The 19,227-nt window shown below is 71.2% G+C and carries 15 protein-coding genes; 9 read left to right on the forward strand and 6 right to left on the reverse strand.

The annotated features are described in order from the left end of the window. Nucleotides 1–3 precede the first annotated feature (3 nt). The 3 genes from AB0I03_RS16850 to AB0I03_RS16860 all read left to right on the forward strand — a co-directional run bounded on the left by AB0I03_RS16850 (nucleotide 4) and on the right by AB0I03_RS16860 (nucleotide 4,665). A complete protein-coding gene (locus AB0I03_RS16850) occupies nucleotides 4–909 on the forward strand; it encodes an acyl-CoA thioesterase II (RefSeq protein WP_360413322.1) in 906 nt (301 codons plus the stop codon). 246 nt (nucleotides 910–1,155) lie between these two features. After that, nucleotides 1,156–3,390: an acyltransferase family protein gene (locus tag AB0I03_RS16855; protein ID WP_360413325.1), complete on the forward strand. Its 2,235-nt coding sequence runs from the start codon at nucleotides 1,156–1,158 to the stop codon at nucleotides 3,388–3,390. A 96-nt stretch (nucleotides 3,391–3,486) separates the two neighbouring features. After that, nucleotides 3,487–4,665, forward strand: coding sequence for a sulfotransferase (locus AB0I03_RS16860; protein ID WP_360413328.1), 1,179 nt, complete (start codon nucleotides 3,487–3,489; stop codon nucleotides 4,663–4,665). Here AB0I03_RS16860 and AB0I03_RS16865 read toward each other — a convergent pair. After that, complete coding sequence (locus AB0I03_RS16865; protein WP_360413331.1) at nucleotides 4,662–5,300, reverse strand: GNAT family N-acetyltransferase; 639 nt, start codon at nucleotides 5,298–5,300, stop codon at nucleotides 4,662–4,664. The two genes, AB0I03_RS16860 and AB0I03_RS16865, sit on opposite strands and share 4 nt — an antisense overlap. Before the next feature lie 250 nt (nucleotides 5,301–5,550). Between AB0I03_RS16865 and AB0I03_RS16870 the strand changes: the two genes are divergently transcribed. The 3 genes from AB0I03_RS16870 (at nucleotide 5,551) to AB0I03_RS16880 (ending at nucleotide 8,291) form a co-directional block, all read left to right on the forward strand. Further along, on the forward strand, nucleotides 5,551–6,423 hold the full coding sequence (locus AB0I03_RS16870) for a hypothetical protein (protein ID WP_360413334.1): 873 nt from the start codon (nucleotides 5,551–5,553) through the stop codon (nucleotides 6,421–6,423). Next, nucleotides 6,420–7,979 (forward strand): ABC transporter substrate-binding protein, encoded by a 1,560-nt coding sequence (locus AB0I03_RS16875; RefSeq protein ID WP_360413337.1) that lies wholly within the window; start codon nucleotides 6,420–6,422, stop codon nucleotides 7,977–7,979. The genes AB0I03_RS16870 and AB0I03_RS16875 overlap by 4 nt, the downstream gene beginning before the upstream one ends. Before the next feature lie 87 nt (nucleotides 7,980–8,066). After that, the gene (locus AB0I03_RS16880; RefSeq protein ID WP_360413340.1) at nucleotides 8,067–8,291 is read left to right on the forward strand and encodes a CsbD family protein; all 225 of its coding nucleotides are present in this window, start codon (nucleotides 8,067–8,069) and stop codon (nucleotides 8,289–8,291) included. A gap of 81 nt (nucleotides 8,292–8,372) precedes the next feature. Here AB0I03_RS16880 and AB0I03_RS16885 read toward each other — a convergent pair whose 3' ends face one another. From AB0I03_RS16885 to AB0I03_RS16895, 3 genes are all read right to left on the reverse strand, one after another. Beyond that, nucleotides 8,373–9,437, reverse strand: coding sequence for a LacI family DNA-binding transcriptional regulator (locus tag AB0I03_RS16885; RefSeq protein ID WP_360413343.1), 1,065 nt, complete (start codon nucleotides 9,435–9,437; stop codon nucleotides 8,373–8,375). A 114-nt stretch (nucleotides 9,438–9,551) separates the two neighbouring features. Further along, nucleotides 9,552–12,470, reverse strand: coding sequence for a glycoside hydrolase family 2 TIM barrel-domain containing protein (locus AB0I03_RS16890; protein ID WP_360413346.1), 2,919 nt, complete (start codon nucleotides 12,468–12,470; stop codon nucleotides 9,552–9,554). Between the two features lie 354 nt (nucleotides 12,471–12,824). Beyond that, nucleotides 12,825–13,487, reverse strand: a complete 663-nt coding sequence (locus tag AB0I03_RS16895; RefSeq protein ID WP_360413349.1) for a hypothetical protein — start codon at nucleotides 13,485–13,487, stop codon at nucleotides 12,825–12,827. A gap of 279 nt (nucleotides 13,488–13,766) precedes the next feature. Here AB0I03_RS16895 and AB0I03_RS16900 point away from each other — a divergent pair, with 279 nt between their 5' ends. Next, nucleotides 13,767–14,708, forward strand: a complete 942-nt coding sequence (locus AB0I03_RS16900; protein ID WP_360413352.1) for a DMT family transporter — start codon at nucleotides 13,767–13,769, stop codon at nucleotides 14,706–14,708. A gap of 24 nt (nucleotides 14,709–14,732) precedes the next feature. On the opposite strand, the gene AB0I03_RS16905 is transcribed toward AB0I03_RS16900, so the two are convergent. Further along, nucleotides 14,733–15,293: a hypothetical protein gene (locus AB0I03_RS16905; protein WP_360413355.1), complete on the reverse strand. Its 561-nt coding sequence runs from the start codon at nucleotides 15,291–15,293 to the stop codon at nucleotides 14,733–14,735. A 189-nt stretch (nucleotides 15,294–15,482) separates the two neighbouring features. On the opposite strand from AB0I03_RS16905, the gene AB0I03_RS16910 reads away from it, so the two are divergent. Beyond that, complete coding sequence (locus tag AB0I03_RS16910) at nucleotides 15,483–16,274, forward strand: SGNH/GDSL hydrolase family protein (protein WP_360413358.1); 792 nt, start codon at nucleotides 15,483–15,485, stop codon at nucleotides 16,272–16,274. 128 nt (nucleotides 16,275–16,402) lie between these two features. Here AB0I03_RS16910 and AB0I03_RS16915 read toward each other — a convergent pair whose 3' ends face one another. Continuing rightward, nucleotides 16,403–18,511 (reverse strand): DEAD/DEAH box helicase, encoded by a 2,109-nt coding sequence (locus tag AB0I03_RS16915; RefSeq protein WP_360413361.1) that lies wholly within the window; start codon nucleotides 18,509–18,511, stop codon nucleotides 16,403–16,405. Between the two features lie 56 nt (nucleotides 18,512–18,567). Here AB0I03_RS16915 and AB0I03_RS16920 point away from each other — a divergent pair, with 56 nt between their 5' ends. Further along, nucleotides 18,568–19,194 carry a DUF1349 domain-containing protein gene (locus AB0I03_RS16920; protein WP_360413363.1) on the forward strand — a complete coding sequence of 209 codons (627 nt, stop codon included), beginning with the start codon at nucleotides 18,568–18,570 and terminating at the stop codon, nucleotides 19,192–19,194. Nucleotides 19,195–19,227: the final 33 nt, after the last annotated feature.

Genomic DNA, 19,227 nt, shown 5'->3' on the forward strand with positions numbered 1-19,227 from the left:
CCCTTGCACACCTCAGGGCGGGAAGTCCTCGTAGGCCAGGACGCCGTGGACTCGCTCCTCGGCGTCCTCGACCTGGAGGAGATCGACAAGGGGCTCTTCCGGGGGCCGCGCGCCGAGGCGGGCCTCCAGCGGGTCTTCGGCGGCCAGGTCGCCGGGCAGGCGCTCGTGGCGGCCGGCCGCACCGTGCCGGGCGACCGGCGCGTGCACTCGCTGCACGGCTACTTCGTGCGGCCCGGCGACTCGCAGAAGCCGATCGCCTACCAGGTGGAGCAGATCCGCGACGGCCGCTCGTTCTCCGTACGGCGTACGGTGGCGTTGCAGAACGGTCAGCCGATCTTCTTCATGTCGGCCTCGTTCCATATCGGCGAGCAGGGTCTGGAGCACGCTGAGGCCGCGCCGACCGATGTCCCCGCCCCCGAGGACGTGCCGTCGATCGCCGAACGGCTCAAGGCCGACCCGGACCGGCTCAGCATGTGGGCCCGCATTCCCAGGCCGATCGATGTGCGCTACCTCGGCGGCTCCGGCTACCTCCGCTCAGGCGAGCGCACGGCCGAGCCGCGTCAGCGGGTCTGGATGAAGGCCGACGGGAAGCTCCCCGACGATCCGCTCATCCACGTCTGCGTCCTCACCTACGCCTCCGACCTGACGCTGCTCGACACGGTCCTGTCCGCGCACGGCGCGGTGTGGGGCCCCGGCGGCTACCTGGGCACGAGCCTCGACCACGCCCTGTGGTTCCACCGGCCGTTCCGCGCCGACGAATGGATCCTCTACGACGCCGAGTCCCCGACCGCCTCCGGCGGGCGCGGGCTCGCGCAGGGCCAGTTCTTCGACCGTGACGGACGCCTCATCGCATCGGCCACCCAGGAGGGCCTGCTCCGCCAGACCCCTGAGACCCCGGGCATTCCCTAGGGGTACGGACTCATGCGAAGAGGGCGCACCCGCATTGCGGGCGCGCCCTCTTCGCGTTCCGCGTGATGCAACCACTCCACTACGCGGCGATTGAGTGGTATATCACCGGATTAGAGGGGGTAGATCCCATTGAGCGGGCAATGTTATGGTCGGCCTCGTCCCCGGTAAGACCCCGACCCCCAGTCAGCCCAGCCGTGCCCGGCTGGGAGTCCGATGCCCGGTGAACCGTTCGGAGACCGATCACTCATGCGTCTGACCAACGCGACAACACCGGCGAAGACGTCTGCGGACGCCGCCGCCCGCATAGCACCAGAGCGGGATCCCGAAACCGTCCAGATCCAGCGGATCGGCCGGCGGGACCAGGAGAACCAGCAGCCGACCAGTGCGCGCCCCAGCCATTGGCGGCCCGACATCGAAGGCCTCAGGGCCCTGGCCGTGGGCGTCGTCATCGCCGCCCATATCGGCTTCCCTTACATGGCAGGGGGATTCGTCGGCGTCGACGTCTTCTTCGTCATCTCCGGCTTCCTCATCACCTCGCTGCTCCTGCGCGAGATCGACAAGACGGGCACCGTGTCCATCGCGGGCTTCTACGCCCGCCGCGCCGTGCGGCTCCTGCCCGCAGCCGCCACGGTCCTGCTCGCGACGCTCGTCGCCTCCTGGATCTGGCTGCCGCGCACCAGACTCGGCGACATCTCGGCCGACGCGGCCACCGCCGCGCTCAACGTCATCAACATCCGCCTCGCGCAAGAGGGCACCGACTACCTCAACGCCACAGTCGACCCCTCACCACTGCAGCACTTCTGGTCGCTCGCGGTCGAGGAGCAGTTCTACATCGTCTGGCCGCTCGTGCTCCTCGCGATCGCCTTCCTGGGCACAAAGTTCGGCAGGCCCGGCAAGTTCACCGCCGCCCGCCACCGCCACAGGGGACCGGGCCGCACTGCGGCCATCACGGCGTTCCTCGTCATCGCCGCCGGCGTCTCGTTCTGGATGAGCGCCAGCTGGACCCAGTCGGACCCGGTCTGGTCCTACTTCGGCATCCACACGCGCGCGTGGGAACTCGCCGTCGGCGCGCTCATCGCCGTCGCCGCCGGGAGCATCCGCGCGTTCGCTCCCAAGTGGGCCGCCGCACTCGCCTCCTGGGCCGGGCTCGCGCTTATCACCGCCTCCGTGTTCCTCCTCGACGAGCGCACCGTCTTCCCCGGCACCGCAGCGCTGCTGCCCGTCGCCGGCACCGCCCTCGTGATCGCCGCCGGGTGCGCCCCGCACCGCTTCGGCGCGACGATGCTCCTGGGCGTCAGGCCCGCCCAGTTCATCGGCAAGATCTCGTACGGCCTCTACCTCTGGCACTGGCCGCTCATCATGATCGGCCCCGCCGTGTGGGGCCTCGACGACGTGCGCGTGCGCCACTACCTCGTCCTCATGGGCGTCGCGTTCCTGCTCACGATCGCCACGTTCTACCTCGTCGAGAACCCGATCCGCACCCGCCGGCCCCTCGTCCAGGTGCCCTCCCGGGCGCTCGCCATGGGCGGGGGCCTCATCGCCACCGCCCTCGCGGCCTCGCTGTTCATGGCCGCGCAGCCGCTGCCGGAGCAGTCGAACGAAGAGGCCGCCGAGATCACCGGCAACGACACCACCGTCTGGGAGCTCCTCGGCGAATCCTCCGACGTGAACACCGTCCCGGCAAACCTCACGCCCACACTGGACGGCGCCGCGGACGACGTGCCGGCGCTCAACGACGACGGGTGCCAGGTCGACCGCGACGACCCGGACATCAACAAGGACTGCTGGTACGGCGACCCCGAGGGGGACAAGACCGTCGTCCTCTACGGCGACTCCCATGCCGGCCAATGGTTCCCGGCCCTCAGGCAGACCGCCGAAGCCTCCGGCTGGCGGCTGCTCGTGATGACCAAGGCGAACTGCTCCGTCGCCGACGTCCGCGAACACGACTCGGTGCTCGGCCGCGAGTACACCGAGTGCCGGGAGTGGAAGGACGACGTCATCGACTACCTCGGCGAAGTCGAACCCGACGTGGTCGTCGCCGCCGCATTCGACAAGAAGGACGTCATCGCCGACGACCCCGACAAGGCCTGGATCGACGGCTGGGTCGACACCGTGGACCGGCTCCAGGACGTGGCCGGCGAGGTCTACTACATGGCCGACAACCCCGACATCGGTGAAGACGTGCCCGGCTGCCTGGCCGAGAACCCGCACGACGCCAGCGTCTGCGTCGGCGACCTCGAGGACTCGGTCGTCGAACCCGAACGGCGGGAGCAGCTCATCGAGGCCGTCACCGACGCGGGCGCCAACGTCGTCGACTCGACCCCGTGGATCTGCGACGTCGACCAGGGCACCTGCCCCGTCGTCGTCGGCAACCTCCTCGTCTACCGCGACGGCAACCACCTGTCCGCGAGGTTCGTCGCCGAACTCGCCCCGCAGATCGCCGCCGCGATCCCGCTCGAGGTGCAGCCTACTGAGCGGTAGTTCCACGACACACTGGACCGCACTGAGGTGGGCCCGCATTCGCACCTGAATGTAGGCTCACCTCAATTCTCAAGCGGGACAAAAGGAGTGGTCGGGTTGGAACGGGTCTCACCCTGGCTCAAGGCCGTCAACAGCGTGCTCACCCCCGCGATCGCCGGACGCCGGAAGAAGATCGACCGCCTCCTCGACCGCGCCGTGCGCGAAGCCGAGCACCGCACCGGCTCCACCGCCCACGGCGAGGAGGCCTTCGTCGAGGACATGCGCGTCCTCCTCGCCGGCTACGCCGACATCGACGGGCTCACCCTCACCGGCTGGGTCGGCGTCCAGCAGGAGGTCACCGACCGCCTCGAGAACCGCCTGCGCATCCGCAAACTCCACGCCCTCAGCCCCGAGATCGCCGACGAGCCCATCAGCCGGCCCATCGTCGTCACCGGCGTCCCGCGCACCGGCACCACCATGCTCCAGCGCCTCCTCGCCGTCCCCGCGACCCACCGCTCCCCGCTCATGCACGAGCTCATGCACGCCGACCTCGCCCACGCCGACCACGTGCGCCGCGCCGAACGCGCCACCGACTTCCTCGGCAGGGCCGTCCCCACCTTCGGCGCCGTCTACGACATGCACCCGCAGAAACCCGACGCCGACGTCTGGGTCCTCCCGCACGGCATCGGCCACCTCGTGCGCGCCCAACCGCCCGGGTACGTCCAGTGGATGCTCGAACGCGACTACACCCCCGACTACCGCTACCTCAAGCAGACCCTCCAGGTGCTCCAGCACGGCCGCCCGCGCCACCGCTGGGTCCTGCGCGCACCCGCGCACCTCTGGAACCTGGGAGCGCTCATCAAGGCCTTCCCCGACGCCCAGATCCTGTGGACCCACCGCGACCCGGCAACCGCCCTCGCCTCGCTCTGCTCCATGACCGAGACCGCCACCGGCATGAACAGCGCCCACACCGACCCGGCCGAGATCGGCCGGACTTGGCTGGGGCTCTTCGTCACGGGCATCGAACGCGCCCGCGCCGCCCGTGAACGCCTGCCCGCCTACGCTGTCGTCGACGTGCCCTACCGCGACCTCACCGACGACGCCCGCGAGCGCCTGCCGCAGCTCTTCGACCACCTCGGCGCGCCGTGGGGGCGCGCCCAAGCGGACGCGCTCGATGCGGCCCTGGCGAGCCGGCCGACGGAGCACAAGTACGACCTGGCCCGGTACGGCCTCAACGAGGGCGAGGTCGACCGGGCGCTCGCCGACTACAAGCGGGCGTACGGCGCCCTGCTCTAGAGCTCGAGGCGAAAGCCCCACAGGCGCACGTCCGGCAGCGGGAACCAGTCGAGGTCGGGCGCGCGCTCGAACCCCAGGCGCGCATAGAGGCGGTGCGCGGTCGTCATGGCCTCCTGGGAGCAGAGGACGACCCGCTTGACGCCGGGCTCGGCACGGGCCCGCTCGACGCACGCGGCCGCGAGCGCCGAACCGACGCCGCGGCCCTGCGCGGCGGGATCGACGGCGAGCATCCGGACCTCGGCCTCGCCCGGCCCGGCCAGCTGCGCCATGGCACTGCCGTGGAACGCGAGCGTGACACCGCCGAGCAGCACCGGGCCGCCTTGGCGCGCTTGCTCATTCGCGCCGGAACGCTGCTCACGGCTCGCGCTGGCGCGCTCGCCTCCATCGTCCTGCCCCGTCACGCCGGCACGCTCCCCGCTACCGCCCTGCGCATTCGCGCCGGCGCGCGCCTCGACGGCGACGAGCACCGTAGCGGCGGCCGCCCGGACGGCCACGTCGCGCAGATTCGGCGCGTACGGGTCGTCGAGGCCGCCGAGCAGCAGCCCGCCGTCGAGGTAGGTGCGGACCGACAGCTCGCCGAGCGCGTCGTGCTCGGCGGGGAGGACGGGGCGGATCTGGAAGTCGCTGGAAGTCACCACAGGATTGTGCCTCGCGCCCTCCGAAGGCGCCTCGCACGCCCGTCGCCCCCATCCTCACGGGTGACGTCGCAGTCGACTCAGGCCGGACCGAATTCGCTTCCGCCGCATGCGGAATCGACGGCCGCTACCGACCGTCCCCGGACCGGGACAGGTCCCGAGGGTGAACGATATCGTCTAGGATCGATGCCACACCTCACGACGACGTGACATCCCTGCCTCACCCCAGGCCACCCCGAAGGGAACCCCCATGCCTTCAGCGACCCTTGAGGACGAATTCGAGAAGGTCAAAGCACTCCTCGGCCGCCCCTCGGCCCCCGCCGAGCACTACGTGGAACTCTCGGCATCGGCCCCCGCCGACCTCCTCGACCGCATCGCCGCCGCCCTCGACGGCCGGGCGCCGCACGTCGTCATCGACTGCGGGGAGTTCTCCGACGAGAACCTCCCCAAACTGCTCGCCGCCGCAAAAGCCCGCCTCGCGATGCCCTGCCCGAACTACCCGCGACTGTGGTTCCGCCGCCTCGAAGTGGGCCTCGTGGTCATCGAGCGGCGCATCGACGAGACACCGCAGATCGCCTACACCAAGGCGTTCAAGGAAGCGGCACGGAACATCATCGCGCCGCCCGCGACCGCGAAGCGCCGGGCCCAGGGATTCGTGGCACTCCTGGCCCAGATCGGCCCGAGGATCGCCCTGATGGGCGCGATCGGCGCATGGCTGTTCGAGCGCCGCTACCCCTCGCTGTACGAGTTCTACAAGTGGTACGGGCACCGCGACCGGCCCGGGCCGCGCCACGTGCCCGAATCCCGCCTCGGCGAACTCAACAACTGGGCCCATCCCGCCGGCGAGCACGGCACACCCAAGCGCCGCCTCCGCGACCGCCAGCTCATCGAGGCCATGCTCGCCGACCTGCGCCACGCCTACAACCGCGGACGCCTGTCCAAACACGACTGGTACCGCAGCGTCATCCTCCTGCGGAACTCCCACACCCGGGCCGGCGCGGTCTTCCGCGAGCGCCTGCGATCCGAACTCGCCGAACTCGAGCGGCTCGGCGTCCCGCCGCCCCCGCTGCTGGTCGTGGCGGACGGACGCACCTCGACCAGCGACGCAGGAGACGACGAATGACCTCGACATCGACAGGCGACCGCGCCGGCAGCGGCGCGGCCCTCTACCTCCCGCCCAGCGACGGCGCGCTCCGCTGGGCCCGCAAGCGGCGCCGCATGCGCCGCCTCTCGCTCCTGACGGCCGCCGCCGTCCTCATCGCCGCCGTCGCCTACCTCGGCCCCATCGGCTGGTCGAACTTCCAATGCGGCGGCCTCCGCAGCATCGGCTCCGACATCCGCGAGATCGACGGCGAATGCGTCGGCGTCACCGACGGCTCCTTCGTCTTCCAGGACCAGTTCGCCCACGTCCAAGAGAACATCAGGGCCGAGAACGAATGGGCCGCAGCGCAGGCCGCGGCCGAAGGCCTCCCGCTCGTGCGGATCGCCATGCTCACCACCATGACCACCACCGCCGACAGCGCCATGAGCGCCGACAAGATCCAGAGCGCCCTCGAAGGCGCCTACGTCGCCCTCCACCGCGCCAACCGCACCCCCGAACTCGGCGACCGCACCCGCTACGTCCAACTCCACCTCGCCAACGAAGGCGCGCGCCAGACCCACTGGGAGTACACCGTCGGCCGGCTCGAGGCCATGGAGGACGACGACGTGCCCCTCGTCGCCGTCATGGGCCAGGGCATCAGCAGCGACCGCACGGTCGCCGCCGCCGAACGGCTCTCCGCCGCCGGCATCCCCATGGTCACCGGCGTCACCACCGCCGACGGCATCGACCACGACCACATCGACGGCCTCATCCGCGCCGCCCCCAGCAACACCGACTTCGCCGTCGCCCTGCGCCGCCACCTCGACGCCCGCGGCGACATCGGCTCGGCGATGCTCGTCTACGACAGCACCGCCGAAGACCGGTACACGACCACCCTCCGCACCGCCTACGAAGCCGAACTCGGCGAGTACATCGCCGGCTCGCACCAGCCGTTCCCCGGCCGGTCCATCGCCACCGGCGGACCCGAGGTCTTCGACCCCATCACCCGCAACATCTGCGCGGCCGCATCCGAAGCGGTCCTCTTCGCCGGGCGCGAACCCGACCTCAGGGTCTTCCTCGACGCGCTCAGCGTCCGCGCCTGCGTCGACCGGCCCCTCACGGTCCTGTTCGGCGTCACCGGCACCGACATGCAGCAGGACGAGGAGCTGGGCGAGCGCATCGGCGCCGCCAACCTCGACGTCCGGTACGCCGCCGGCTCCGACCCCGGCTGGGCCACCGGCGCGACCGAGGCCCCCGCCGACTTCGCGGCCTTCCACGCCCACTACTCCCGGCTGGTGGACCCCGACCCCGCGGGCCTGTCCGACGGCTACGCCGTGACCTACCACGACGCGCTGGCGACGGCGATCGGCGCGGTGCGGATCACCAACCCCTGGGAGGTGGAGGCGCCGCTGCCCGAGGACGTGCGCGAGCATCTGCTGCTGCTCAACAGCGAGCAGGTGGTGCGCGGCGCGACCGGTTCGCTGAGCTTCGCGAGCAACCGCGGCGGCAATCCGGGCGGCAAATGGGTGCCGGTCGTGTCGCTGCCGTACCCGCAGGACCCGCCCGCGGAGGCCACGTACGTCACGCCCGTGGAGTGACCCGGCCCTGACCTGGGGAAGGTGTGGCCGGGCCCCGAATGGGTACACCCATGGAGCCAATCACCGTTCGAGAAAGGACGGATAGTCATGGGTGGTTTTGACAAGGCGAAGGACAAGGCCGAACAGCTCATCGGGAGCGCCAAGGAGAAACTCGGCGACGCGACCGACAACGAGAAGCTCGCGAACGAGGGCCGCGGTGAAGAGCTGAAGGGCAAGGCGAAGGAGGAGTGGCACGACCTCAGCGAGAAGGGGGACGACAAGCTCCACGACGCCAAGGAACGCCTCACCGACGATGACGAGGGCCGGCGCTAGACCGTTCGGCACCCAGAACCAACGGGGCCGGGCCGCTGCAAGCGGCCCGGCCCCGAAACGTGTGCGTCCCTGTCCTCGGTGTCAGTTTCGGCGCGGCGGCGGGGCGACGCTCTCCCGCACCACGATGTGGGTGCCGAGGACGACCTGGTCGGGCGCGGACGCCTCGCGGCGCAGCCCCAGCCGTACCGCCTCGCGACCCAGTTCCTCATGCGGCACATGCACGGTGGTGAGCGCCGGGGTGAGGTCCGAGGCCAGCGGGATGTCGTCGAAGCCGACCACCGACATGTCCTTCGGGACGTCGATCCCGGCGTCGCGCAGCGCCTTGAGGACGCCCGCGGCGACCATGTCGGTCGCGGCGAAGATCGCCGTCACGTCGTCGCGTTTCGCCAGGAGCCCGCGGGTCATGTCGATGCCGCTCTGCTTGGAGAATTCGCCGGGGATCAGCAGGGACTCGTCGACGTCGATGCCGTAGTCGGCGTGCGCACGCCGGAAGCCCCGCAGCCGTTCGTCGGTGGTGGAGTGGCCGATGCCCGTGCCCATGTACGTGATGGTCCGGTGCCCGGCCGACAGGAGGTGCGAGGTCATGGCGTACGACCCGCCCTCGTTGTCGTAGTGGACCACGGTGGCCGGGACGTCCTCGCCGAGCGAGGGCCGGCCGCACAGCACCAGCCGCGAGCCCGAGCGGTCCAGGGCCGAGGCGAAGTAGCGCATCCGCTCGTTGTACTTCCCGTCGTCCCAGGCGCCGCCGACGACGATCACGGCCTCGGCGTGCTGCTCGCGCATGAGCTCCACGACCGCCAGCTCGCGCTCGGGGTCGCCGTGCGTGGTGCACAGCAGGCAGAGCCGCCCCTCGGAGGCGGCCTGCTGCTCGACGCCGCGCGCGATGTACGCGTAGAACGGCCCCGTCACGTCGTCGACCACGAACGCCACGGTCTTCGTCGTCGCCCCGGCCAGCGCGCGTGCGTGCGCGTTGACCACGTAGTCGAGTTCGCGCATGGCGCGCAGCACCTTCGCGCGGGTCGCGGGGGCCACCGGGTAGTTCCCGGCGAGGACCCGCGAGACCGTCGGCACCGACACGCCGGCGCGGGCGGCCACGTCCCTGATCGTGGGGCGCTTGCCGGTCTCCGCATTCGACTTCTTGGGCACTGGGGCCTTCTCTCACCGTTTCTCGGGGGATGCGACGGGTCCGCACCCAGGGTAGTGCACGCTCGCGTACTCCTTTGTGAGCACGTCATTGTGCGCGAACCCGTCGCATGGTGCTCACTCGGTCGCTTCGAATCCCAGTGTGAACGCCGTTGCCGCGGGCAGCAGCCGGTGCTCGGGCAGGACGCCCGGGCCGCACGCGGCCGAGCCCATGCCGTGGAGTCCGGCGTCGAGGTTGACGTAGAGGCGCTCGCCCTCGACCAGGTCGTACGTGTGCCTTGCCGCTTCGAGCTGCTCGCTCGTCCACGGCCGCACGGTGAACGCGAACTCCGGCGCGCCGATCATCGTGAGCGACCGGCCGCCGCCGGAGAGGCGGGCCCAGCGCACGTCGATGCGGGAGCCGTTCTCCTGCGGGAACACGTACGGGGTCTGCATCCGGGCCGCGGTCGACTGGAAGCGGCCGATGCGGGCGGCCGCGCGGGTGTCGGCGTAGGCCTCGCCGGGCCCGCCGCCGAACCACTCGACCTCGTTGAGCGCCTTCGGCACTGAGGCTCGTACGCCCAGGCGCGGCAGCGGGAGGTCCCACGTGCCTTCGGGGTTCACTTCGACGGTGAGCCACAACCGGTCGCCGTCGCGCCGCCACCGGTAGACGGCGCCCATCGCGATCTCGGCGCCGCCGGCGCCCACGCGGGTGGCCACGGTGAGGCCGTCCGCAGTGGACTCGATGTCGAGGACCTTGTGCTCCAGGCGGTCGAGGCCCGCGTTGCGGTCCTTCCACTTGGCCGCCACCTGGGCGTAGGCGTGCCAGCCGAGCAGGTCGTTGTCGACGGGGGCCCGCCACAGGTCGAGGCGGGGGCCTTCGATGTCCAGCCCGCCGATGGCGGTGAGGCGGCCGAGTGCGTCGAAGACGGCGTCGCCGAGGCGGTAGCCGCCGCTTTCGGCGACGGGCGCGGTGCGCCCGCTGGTGCCCGTCTGCGTGCCGGCGGCGAGTTGCGCTTGGCCCCAGGCGATCTCGTGGCCGGCTTCGGCCCACGCCTCGTCCTTGGCGAGGACGGCGCGGACGGTCAGCCAGCGTTCGCCGTCCGCCTGCCCGAGGGCGGCGATGTCGGCGGGGAAGGCGACGATCGCGGATTCGCCGGCGGCGACGGCGCGGACGTCGAGGTCGCCTTCGGCCACGGTCCGTCCTTCGTCCTCGACGGTCCAGGTGAACGCGAGGTCGCCGGTGTCGGCGAAGTCGCGGAGGTTCGCCACGCTGATGGCGCGCGAGCCGGGCTGGACGGTGATGCGGACGGGTTCGACGACCTTCTTGAACTCGACGAGGCCGGGGGAGGGCTCGCGGTCGGGGAAGACCAGGCCGTCGACGACGAAGTTGCCGTCGTGGAGGGGCTCGCCGAAGTCGCCGCCGTAGGCGAACCACTCGCGGCCGTCCTCGGTGTGCATGCGCACGCCGTGGTCGATCCACTCCCAGATGAACCCGCCCTGGCAGCGCTCGTGCTGCTCGAAGAGGCGCTGGTACTCGCTGAGGCCGCCGGGGCCGTTGCCCATGGCGTGCGCGTACTCGCACAGGATGAAGGGGAGGTTGCGGCGGTGCTCGTCGAGCGCGGGGTCCTTGGTGGGCTCTTCGGCCTGCTGGCCGATGCGGTCGGTCTCGGCGGTGTCGGCGTACATGCGGCTGTACACGTCGACGTAGCCGGAGTCCCAGTCGCCTTCGTAGTGGACGGGGCGGCCGGGGTCGCGCTGCTTGGCCCATTGGGACATGGCGGCGAGGTTCTCGCCGGTGTGGCTCTCGTTGCCGAGGGACCACATGATGACCGAGGCGTGGTTCTTGTCGCGTTCGACCATGCGGGCCATGCGGTCGAGGTAGGCGTCCTTCCACATGGGAACGTCGCTGGGGTTGTTCCGCCACTCGTGGTGGACGAAGCCGTGGGTCTCGAGGTCGCATTCGTCGATGACCCAGACGCCGAGCTCGTCGCAGAGGCCGAGGAAGCGCCGGTCGGGCGGGTAGTGGCTGGTGCGGACGGCGTTGACGTTGTGCCGCTTCATGATCTCGAGGTCGCGGCGCATGGTCTCGACGGTGAGGGTGCGCCCGTTGTCGGGGTCCCACTCGTGGCGGTTGACGCCGCGCAGGAGGATCCGCTTGCCGTTGACCTTGAGGAGGCCGTCCTCGATCGCGACGGTGCGGAAGCCGATGCGCAAGGACACGCGCTCGGCGTCGGTGGCGACGACCGCGTCGTAGAGGCGCGGGGTCTCGGCGGTCCACGGCTCGACCGGCACGGTCGCGGTCTCGCCGGCGGCGATGTCGATGCCCAGTTCGGGGACGGTGACGCGGGCGCCCTCGGGGGCCTCGACGCGGAGGGTCCCCGCGCCGGTGGCGTGGTCGTAGCCGGCGTGGGCGAACACGTCCTCGATGCCGCCTTCGGGGCGGTGCACGAGCGCGACGGGCCGGAAGATGCCCGAGAGCCACCACATGTCCTGGTCCTCCAGATAGGACGCGGCGGACCACTGGTGGACGCGGACGGCGACGGTGTTCTCGCCGGGGACGAGGTGTGCGGTGGCGTCGAACTCGGTGGGGAGGCGCGAGCCCTTGCCGTCGCCCAGGAGGGTGCCGTTGACCCACACGGCGAACGCGGAGTCGACGCCTTCGAAGCGCAGGACCGTGCGGCCGGTGGCGGGCCAGTCAGCGGGGAGGGTGAAGGTGCGGCGGTACTCGCCGGTGGGGTTCGCGTCGGGGACCCGGGGCGGGTCGACCGGGAACGGGTAGTACGTGTTGGTGTAGGCGGGCTTGCCATAGGGGGCGTCGCCGTCGAGGTCGTGCATCTGCCACATCGAGGGGACGGCGAGGGTGTCCCAGTCCGCCGCGTCGAAGCCCGGGTTCTCGAAGCCCTCGGTGGTGTCGTGGAGGCCGGCGGCCAGGTTGAAGCGCCACTCGCCGTCGAGGCTGAGCGCGGCGGCGTCGGAGGCCAGCGCCGCCCGCGGATCGCGCCGCCCGCTGCCTGGGCTAACGCTTTCCACATAGGTGTAGTCGGTTCGGCTCATCGCCAGGTTCCCTTTCCGGTGTGCGATCGGTCCGGTCGGCGCAGGGGCCGGCCGGACTGCTGGCCCGCGCCCGCCGAGCTGCCGCGCGTTCGCGCGGCCGCCTCGTCTCGGTTCGGCGGTGCGGGCTCGATCATTGTCCGCCATGGCGCGGACGCCGCTACCGCGCCCGGCCCGCCGTCGCAAACGGCAGGCCGACGGATAGATACCGGTTTCTATCTTAGGGGCGGCCGCTGAGGAGTCAATACCCGGGAGGCATTCATGTTCAAGGAGTGAACATAGATGTCGGACCCCCGGAGTACTTTTGCGCCAGGGGTCCCTAAGGGTGGAAATATCACCTTAAAATGCGATACGTCCCTATTCCAACGGCTTCAGCATCGACGAGAACGCCACCGTGTCCGCCGGGTAGTGCTCGGCCGCGTACGCCTCCAGCTCCGGCGTCACCAGCAGCGCGTCGATGAGCGCGACGCCGTTCTGCTCGTCGGCCCAGCCGCCGTAGACGTACCGCGGGAACTCCGCGGTGATCTCGTCCGCGATCGCCTGCAGCTCCGCCGCATTCAGGTCCTCGGCCGGGTCGCCGATCTCAGGCTCCTGGTACTGGAGGTGCGGGTAGTCGGCCATGTCGATCGCCGACGTCGGCACCGGGTCCTCAGTGAGCACGAACGACTTCCCGTCGAACGTCCCCGTCACCAGGTACGAGCCCCACCGGACCCCTGACGCCTCCTCGTGCTCGACCGCGCCCCAGTCCCAGCCCGTCACCGGCAGGCCCCCGCACTGCGGCGGATACGACTCCGCCACCGCGCCGCACAGCTCCGCCGCGTCCCGCTCGACGCCCTGGAGCACCGTCAGCGCCCCCTGGTAGACCCCCCCGCCGGACGGCACCGTCGGCGCCTCCGACTGCGTGTCCCCCGACTGCGAGGTGTCCGCGGCCGAGCCGGCCCCGTCCGAGCCCGCGTCGCCCGTGCCCTGACCGCACGCCGCCAGCACCAGCAGCGCCGCGACCGGGATGAACCGTTGCATAGTCTTGTGTCCCATCATGTCCCTTCGACGCCGCCCGCCCCGATCGGGTTCCCGGCGCGAGGCATTCGGAACCCCGAGAACACGGCCCGCAACGACCTCGGCTCGGGGCAGCGCAACCCACGTCCTAGAAGGACCCCGCCGGAGAACACCGTCGAATAACGGATAACCGGAACCGCACCTCCGATGTTAGGTTTACCCCCGGCGCCACCAGCGCCCCAGGCCGGAGCCGCCCGCCCACCTAAGGCGCTCCGCCCGCCCCACCGTGAGGAGCCACCGCCCGTGAGCGACAAGTTCAACCCCCGCGCCGCCATCGCCATCGGCATCACCGTCCTGTGCTGGGCCTCGGCGTTCGTCTCCATCCGCGACGCCGGCCGCCACCTCGACCCCGGCCCGCTGACCCTCGGCCGCGCCGGCATCGCCGCCGTCATCCTCCTCGCCGTCTGGGCCATCCGCCGCGAAGGCCTGCCCAAACGCGCCGCCTGGCCCGGCATCCTCACCGCGGGCATCCTCTGGTTCGGCCTCTACATGATCGCCCTCAACTGGGGCGAGCAGCTCGTCGACGCCGGCACCGCCGCCCTCATCGTCAACATCGGACCCATCCTCATCGCCCTCCTCGGCGGCTGGCTCCTCAAAGAGGGCTTCCCGCCCCGCCTGTTCCTCGGCATGGCCGTCTCCTTCGCCGGCGTCGCAGTCGTGAGCCTCTCCATGTCCCGCGACGGCGCCGCCTCAGTCCTCGGCGTCCTGCTCTGCCTGGTCTCGGCCATCACCTACGCCATCAGCGTCGTCGTCCAGAAGCCGACCCTGAAGCACTGCACCTCGCTCCAGTTCACCGCCTTCGGCAACGCCATCGCCGCAGTGCTCTGCCTGCCGTTCGCCCCGCGCCTGTTCGCCGAACTCGACGCGGCCCCGACCTCGGCGACGCTCCACGTGCTCTACCTCGGCCTGTTCCCGACCGCGCTGGCATTCCTCACCTGGGGTTACGCCCTCCGCTTCACCACCGCCGGAAAGCTCGGCGCGACGACCTACGTGGTCCCGGCGATCGTGGTCGGCCTCTCCTGGATCTTCCTGGACGAGATCCCGACCTGGCTGACCCTCGCGGGCGGCGCACTGGCGCTGGTCGGCGTCGGCATCTCGCGATCGAGAGGCCGCAAGCAGTCGAACCGGGCCCCGAAACCGCCGGTCGAGGCGACCGACGCCGCCGCCCCGGCGGCGAAGTCCTAGTCGGGAAGTACTGGTCGCGAAGCCCTAGCCGGCCAGGCGCTCCGCCAGCCGTTCGAGCCGGGTCTTCCAGTCGACCTTCGCAGCCGCGATCTCCTCGGCCGAGCCGAGCTTGGCGATCTCGACCTGCACGGCGGTCTTGCCCTCGCCCTTCGCGCTGAGGTTCGCGAGGACGCGCGTGCCGTCCGAAGCGTCGAACCGCACCGACTTCGGCGGGGACGCGCTGCGCTGCGTCAGCTCGATGTCGCCGAGCCAACCGGCCTGCGCGGCCGGGTCGGCGAGCTGCTCGAAGACGTCGGTGATCGAGGCGGCCACGGTCTTGGACGCGTTGGCGCTGAACGTGCCGTCAGGCCGCTGCCCAGGCTCGCGCATGCCGCGCTCCTGCTCGTAGCCGACGGTGATGGACTGGGCCCACCAGCCGTCGACCTCGAACTCCTGCACCAGCATCCGCGCGATGGCGGTGTGGTCGAGCGCTGCCGCTCCGCGCTCGTCGAGGAGCGCCAGCCAGGTCTTCCAGTCTGCACCGGTGCCCTCGATCAGGGCCTGGTCGGACATGGTCTGGCGGCGCGGCGACGTCGATGCACCCATGGCTCCAGCGTAGGGGAGGACCGGGACGCCGGCGCCCCAACCGGCGGAAGGACCCGCCACAACACCCGGCTGCGCAACAGCCCACGCGTCGGGTCTCTGACAGTTTCGCCGTTTCCAGCGGTTTCCGCCCGGAATGCGGCTGTTCGGGCGCTACCGTTCCTCGACTGACCCGATCGGAACGGAGTCCGCATGATCCCTGCCCGCCTCGCGGCCGCGGTCCTCGCCGCCGCCACCGCCTTCCTCGTCCTGCCCGCCGCTTCGGCCCAGGCCCGGTACGAGCCGACTCGCTATGCGGCCCTGGGGGACTCGTACTCCTCAGGGACCGGCACCGGTGACTACTTCGACCAGGCGTGCCTGCGTTCGAGCAAGGCCTACCCCCAGCTCCTCGCCGACAGCCTCGGCGCCGAGCTCGCCTTCGCCGCCTGCTCGGGGGCGACGACCAGCGACCTCCTCTCCGAGCAGCTCGGCGCACTCGACGCCGAGACCGACCTCGTCACGGTCACCATCGGCGGCAACGACATCGGCTGGGCCAAGGCCGTCAAAGCCTGCATCACGCCCCTCACGAACTGCCTTGACGAGATCGAGGACTCCGAAGCACTCGTCCAGGACCGGCTGCCCGGCCTACTCGACGGCGCGTACAGCGCGATCGCGAACCGCGCACCGAACGCCGCCGTCTACGTGCTCGGCTACCCGCGCCTGTTCAACGGCGAGCGCACCTGCGGCGCACTCAAGCAGCCCAGCGTCGCCGAGCAGGTGCGGATGAACGCGGCGGCCGACCGGCTCGCCGGGGTCGTCCGGAACAAGGCCGAAGAGTACGAATTCACCTATGTGGACGTACGCGACGCGTTCAAGGGCCACGCGATCTGCGACGACGTCGCCTACCTGAACGGCCTGGCGTACCCGCCGGCCGAGTCGTACCACCCGAACGCCATGGGCCACCTCAACGGCTACTACCCGGCGCTGGCCCGAATGATCGACTGACCCGAGTCGGCGACGCACCACGAGACGAAGACGGGCCCGGTGGTGATTCGCCGGGCCCCTCGCACGGGCAGGCGTTCCGGCTGTCGGAGAGCGCGCGGCGGCACGGGCACGTCCGCCGCCGCGGGCACTCAGGCCTGCAGGGCGAGCGCGAGCGGGTACACGGCCGTCGCGCCGGCCTCGCGCAGCCGCATGGCCGCCACGGTCATCGACCAGCCGCTGTCGCGCACGTCGTCCACCAGGAGCACGCTCGCCGCGGGCACCGGGAAGTCCACAGTGAACGCGTGCAGCACCTGCTGGAGGCGCTGCGCGCTGTTGGCGCGGTGCGCTCCACCGCCGGTGTCGTTCGCGCGGCCGAGGGCGCCCAGGTACTCCATGCGGCCCAGTTGCGCCAGGCGCTGGGCGAGCCCGTCGACCAGCCTCGGGCGCGAGAGCGACCCCATCGAGACGACCGCGGCGGGCCGCTGCGCCCAGTCCCAGGACGCCAGGACCTGCACCACCGCCTTGAACACGTCCTCCGGGACCTCCCGGTCGGCACCGTCGGCGAGCAGCTCGCGCAGCGGGCCGCCCCAGCCGATGTCCGACAGGCGCGCCAGCGCCCGGCCCGGCTCGGCGCCCGACTCCACCGGGATCTTCCCCTTCAGGTCGATCCCGATGGCCTGCAACCCGGTGGGCCACATGCGCTTCGGGTCGAACGGCACCCCCGGCTTCGACAGCGCCGCCGCCGCGCCCGCGGCCGCTTCGGCCGAGACGCCCGCCTCGGTGCGGGTGCCGGTGCAGTTGTCGCAGCGCCCGCACGGCGCGGCCTCGGCGTCGTCGAGCTCCTTGCGCAGGAACTCGAGCCGGCAATCTGTTGTGGCCTCGTAGGCGAGCATCCGCCGCTGCTCGTGCGTGCGGGCCGCGGCGACCTTCGCGTACCGGTCGGCGTCGTAGACCCACGGCTTGCCGGTGGCCTCCCAGCCGCCCTTCACCCGGCGCACCGCACCGTCCACATCGAGCACTTTGAGCATCATCTCGAGCCTGGTGCGGCGCAGGTCGACCCGCGTCTCCAATGCGGCGGTCGAGAGTGCGCGGCCTTCGGCGGCGAGCACGTCGAGGGTGCGGCGCACCGCCTCTTCTGCCGGGAACGAGAGCGACCCGAAGTACTCCCAGATCGCCCGGTCCTCGCTGCCGGGCAGGAGCACCACCTCGGCGCGGTCGCGGGCGCGGCCGGCGCGGCCGATCTGCTGGTAGTACGCGACGGGGGAGGACGGCGCTCCCAAGTGGACGACGAAGCCGAGGTCGGGCTTGTCGAAGCCCATGCCGAGCGCGCTGGTGGCGACGAGCGCCTTGATGCGGTTGCCGAGCAGTTCCTCTTCGCGCTCAAGGCGTTCGGCGTTGTCGGTGCGGCCGGTGTAGGAGCCGACGGCGTGGCCGCGTGAGGCGAGGTAGTCGCTGACCTCTTCGGCGGCGGCCACGGTGAGCGTGTAGACGATCCCGGAGCCGTCCATGCGGGGGAGCTGCTCGTCGAGCCAGGCGAGGCGGTGGGCGTTGTCAGGCATGTCCACTACGGACAGTCGCAGGGATTCGCGGTCGAGGCTGCCGCGGAGCACGAGCGTGGCGGCGTCCCGCTTGTCCAGTTGCTCGGCGATGTCGTCGGAGACGCGGGCGTTCGCGGTGGCGGTGGTCGCCAGGACCGGGACGCTGTCGGGCAGGTCCTCGATGAAGGTGGCGATGCGCCGGTAGTCGGGCCGGAAGTCGTGGCCCCAGTCGGAGATGCAGTGGGCCTCGTCGACGACGAGCATGCCGCACCCGGCGGCGAGTTTGGGCAGCTGGTAGTCGCGGAACGCGGGGTTGTTGAGGCGCTCGGGGCTGATGAGCAGCACGTCGACCGCGTCTTCGGCGATGGCCTCGGCGATCGCGTCCCAGTCCTCGGGGTTGGCCGAGTTGATGGTGCGGGCGCGCACCCCGGCGCGCTCGGCGGCCTCGATCTGATTGCGCATGAGCGCGAGCAGGGGCGAGACGATCACCGTGGGGCCGGCGCCGCGGCGGCGCAGGAGCGAGGTGGCCGTGAAGTACACCGCGGACTTGCCGAATCCGGTGCGCTGCACCAGGAGTACGCGGCGGCCGCTGTCGCCCGGTTCCTTGTCGCAGAGCGCCTCGATCGCCCGCCATTGGTCTTCGCGGAGCCGCGCGTGCTCGCCCGCGAGGGCGCGCAGCAGTGTCTCGGCTTCGTCTCTGAGCGTCGCTGTTCCTGCCATAGGGACCGTTGTACCGCACTGGTGTGACGGCCCGTGACGACAGTAGGCTCGGAGCGATGGACGATGTGGCACTGATCGACAATCCGGCGGCTGCGAAGCTCGCGGGTCGTGAACTGGCGTGGAAGTCCGGCGCGTGGACGACGCTGCCGGTCGCGGCGCAGGAGTCCGAGGGCGGACTGCTGGTCACCGCGGCCGAGGGCAGCGACGCGTGGCGGCACACCGGGTACGGGTTCGTCCATGAGGACGAGCACGCGCTCCTGGACGACTGGGACCGCGGCAGCGCGGTCGAGGTGCGTTTCGTCGCGGCGTTCGAGGCGCAGTTCGACCAGGCCGGCCTGATGGTCCGCGTCGACGCCGAGCACTGGATCAAGGCCGGGGTCGAGTTCGCCGACGGCGCGCCGCAAGTGGGCGCCGTGGTCACCTCGGGGAAGTCCGACTGGTCGGTCGCGCCGGTGCCCGACTGGGCCGGCCGCGAGGTCACCATCCGGGCCAGCCGCCTCGAGGACGCGGTCGTCATCCGCGCCCGCGTCGACGAGGAGCCCTGGCGACTCGTGCGCCTCGCCCCGCTCGATCCCGCCGCCGCGGCGAAGGCGGGACCCTACTGCTGCGCGCCGAGCCGCGCCGGCCTCACCGTGGCCTTCACGTCATGGCGACTCACGGAAGCGGACGCGGCGCTGCACTGAAGCTGAGCTTCGTTCTCATCTTGTTCGAGGGAT

The sequence above is a fragment of the Glycomyces sp. NPDC021274 genome (genome assembly GCF_040641195.1).
GTDB lineage: Bacteria > Actinomycetota > Actinomycetes > Mycobacteriales > Micromonosporaceae > Glycomyces.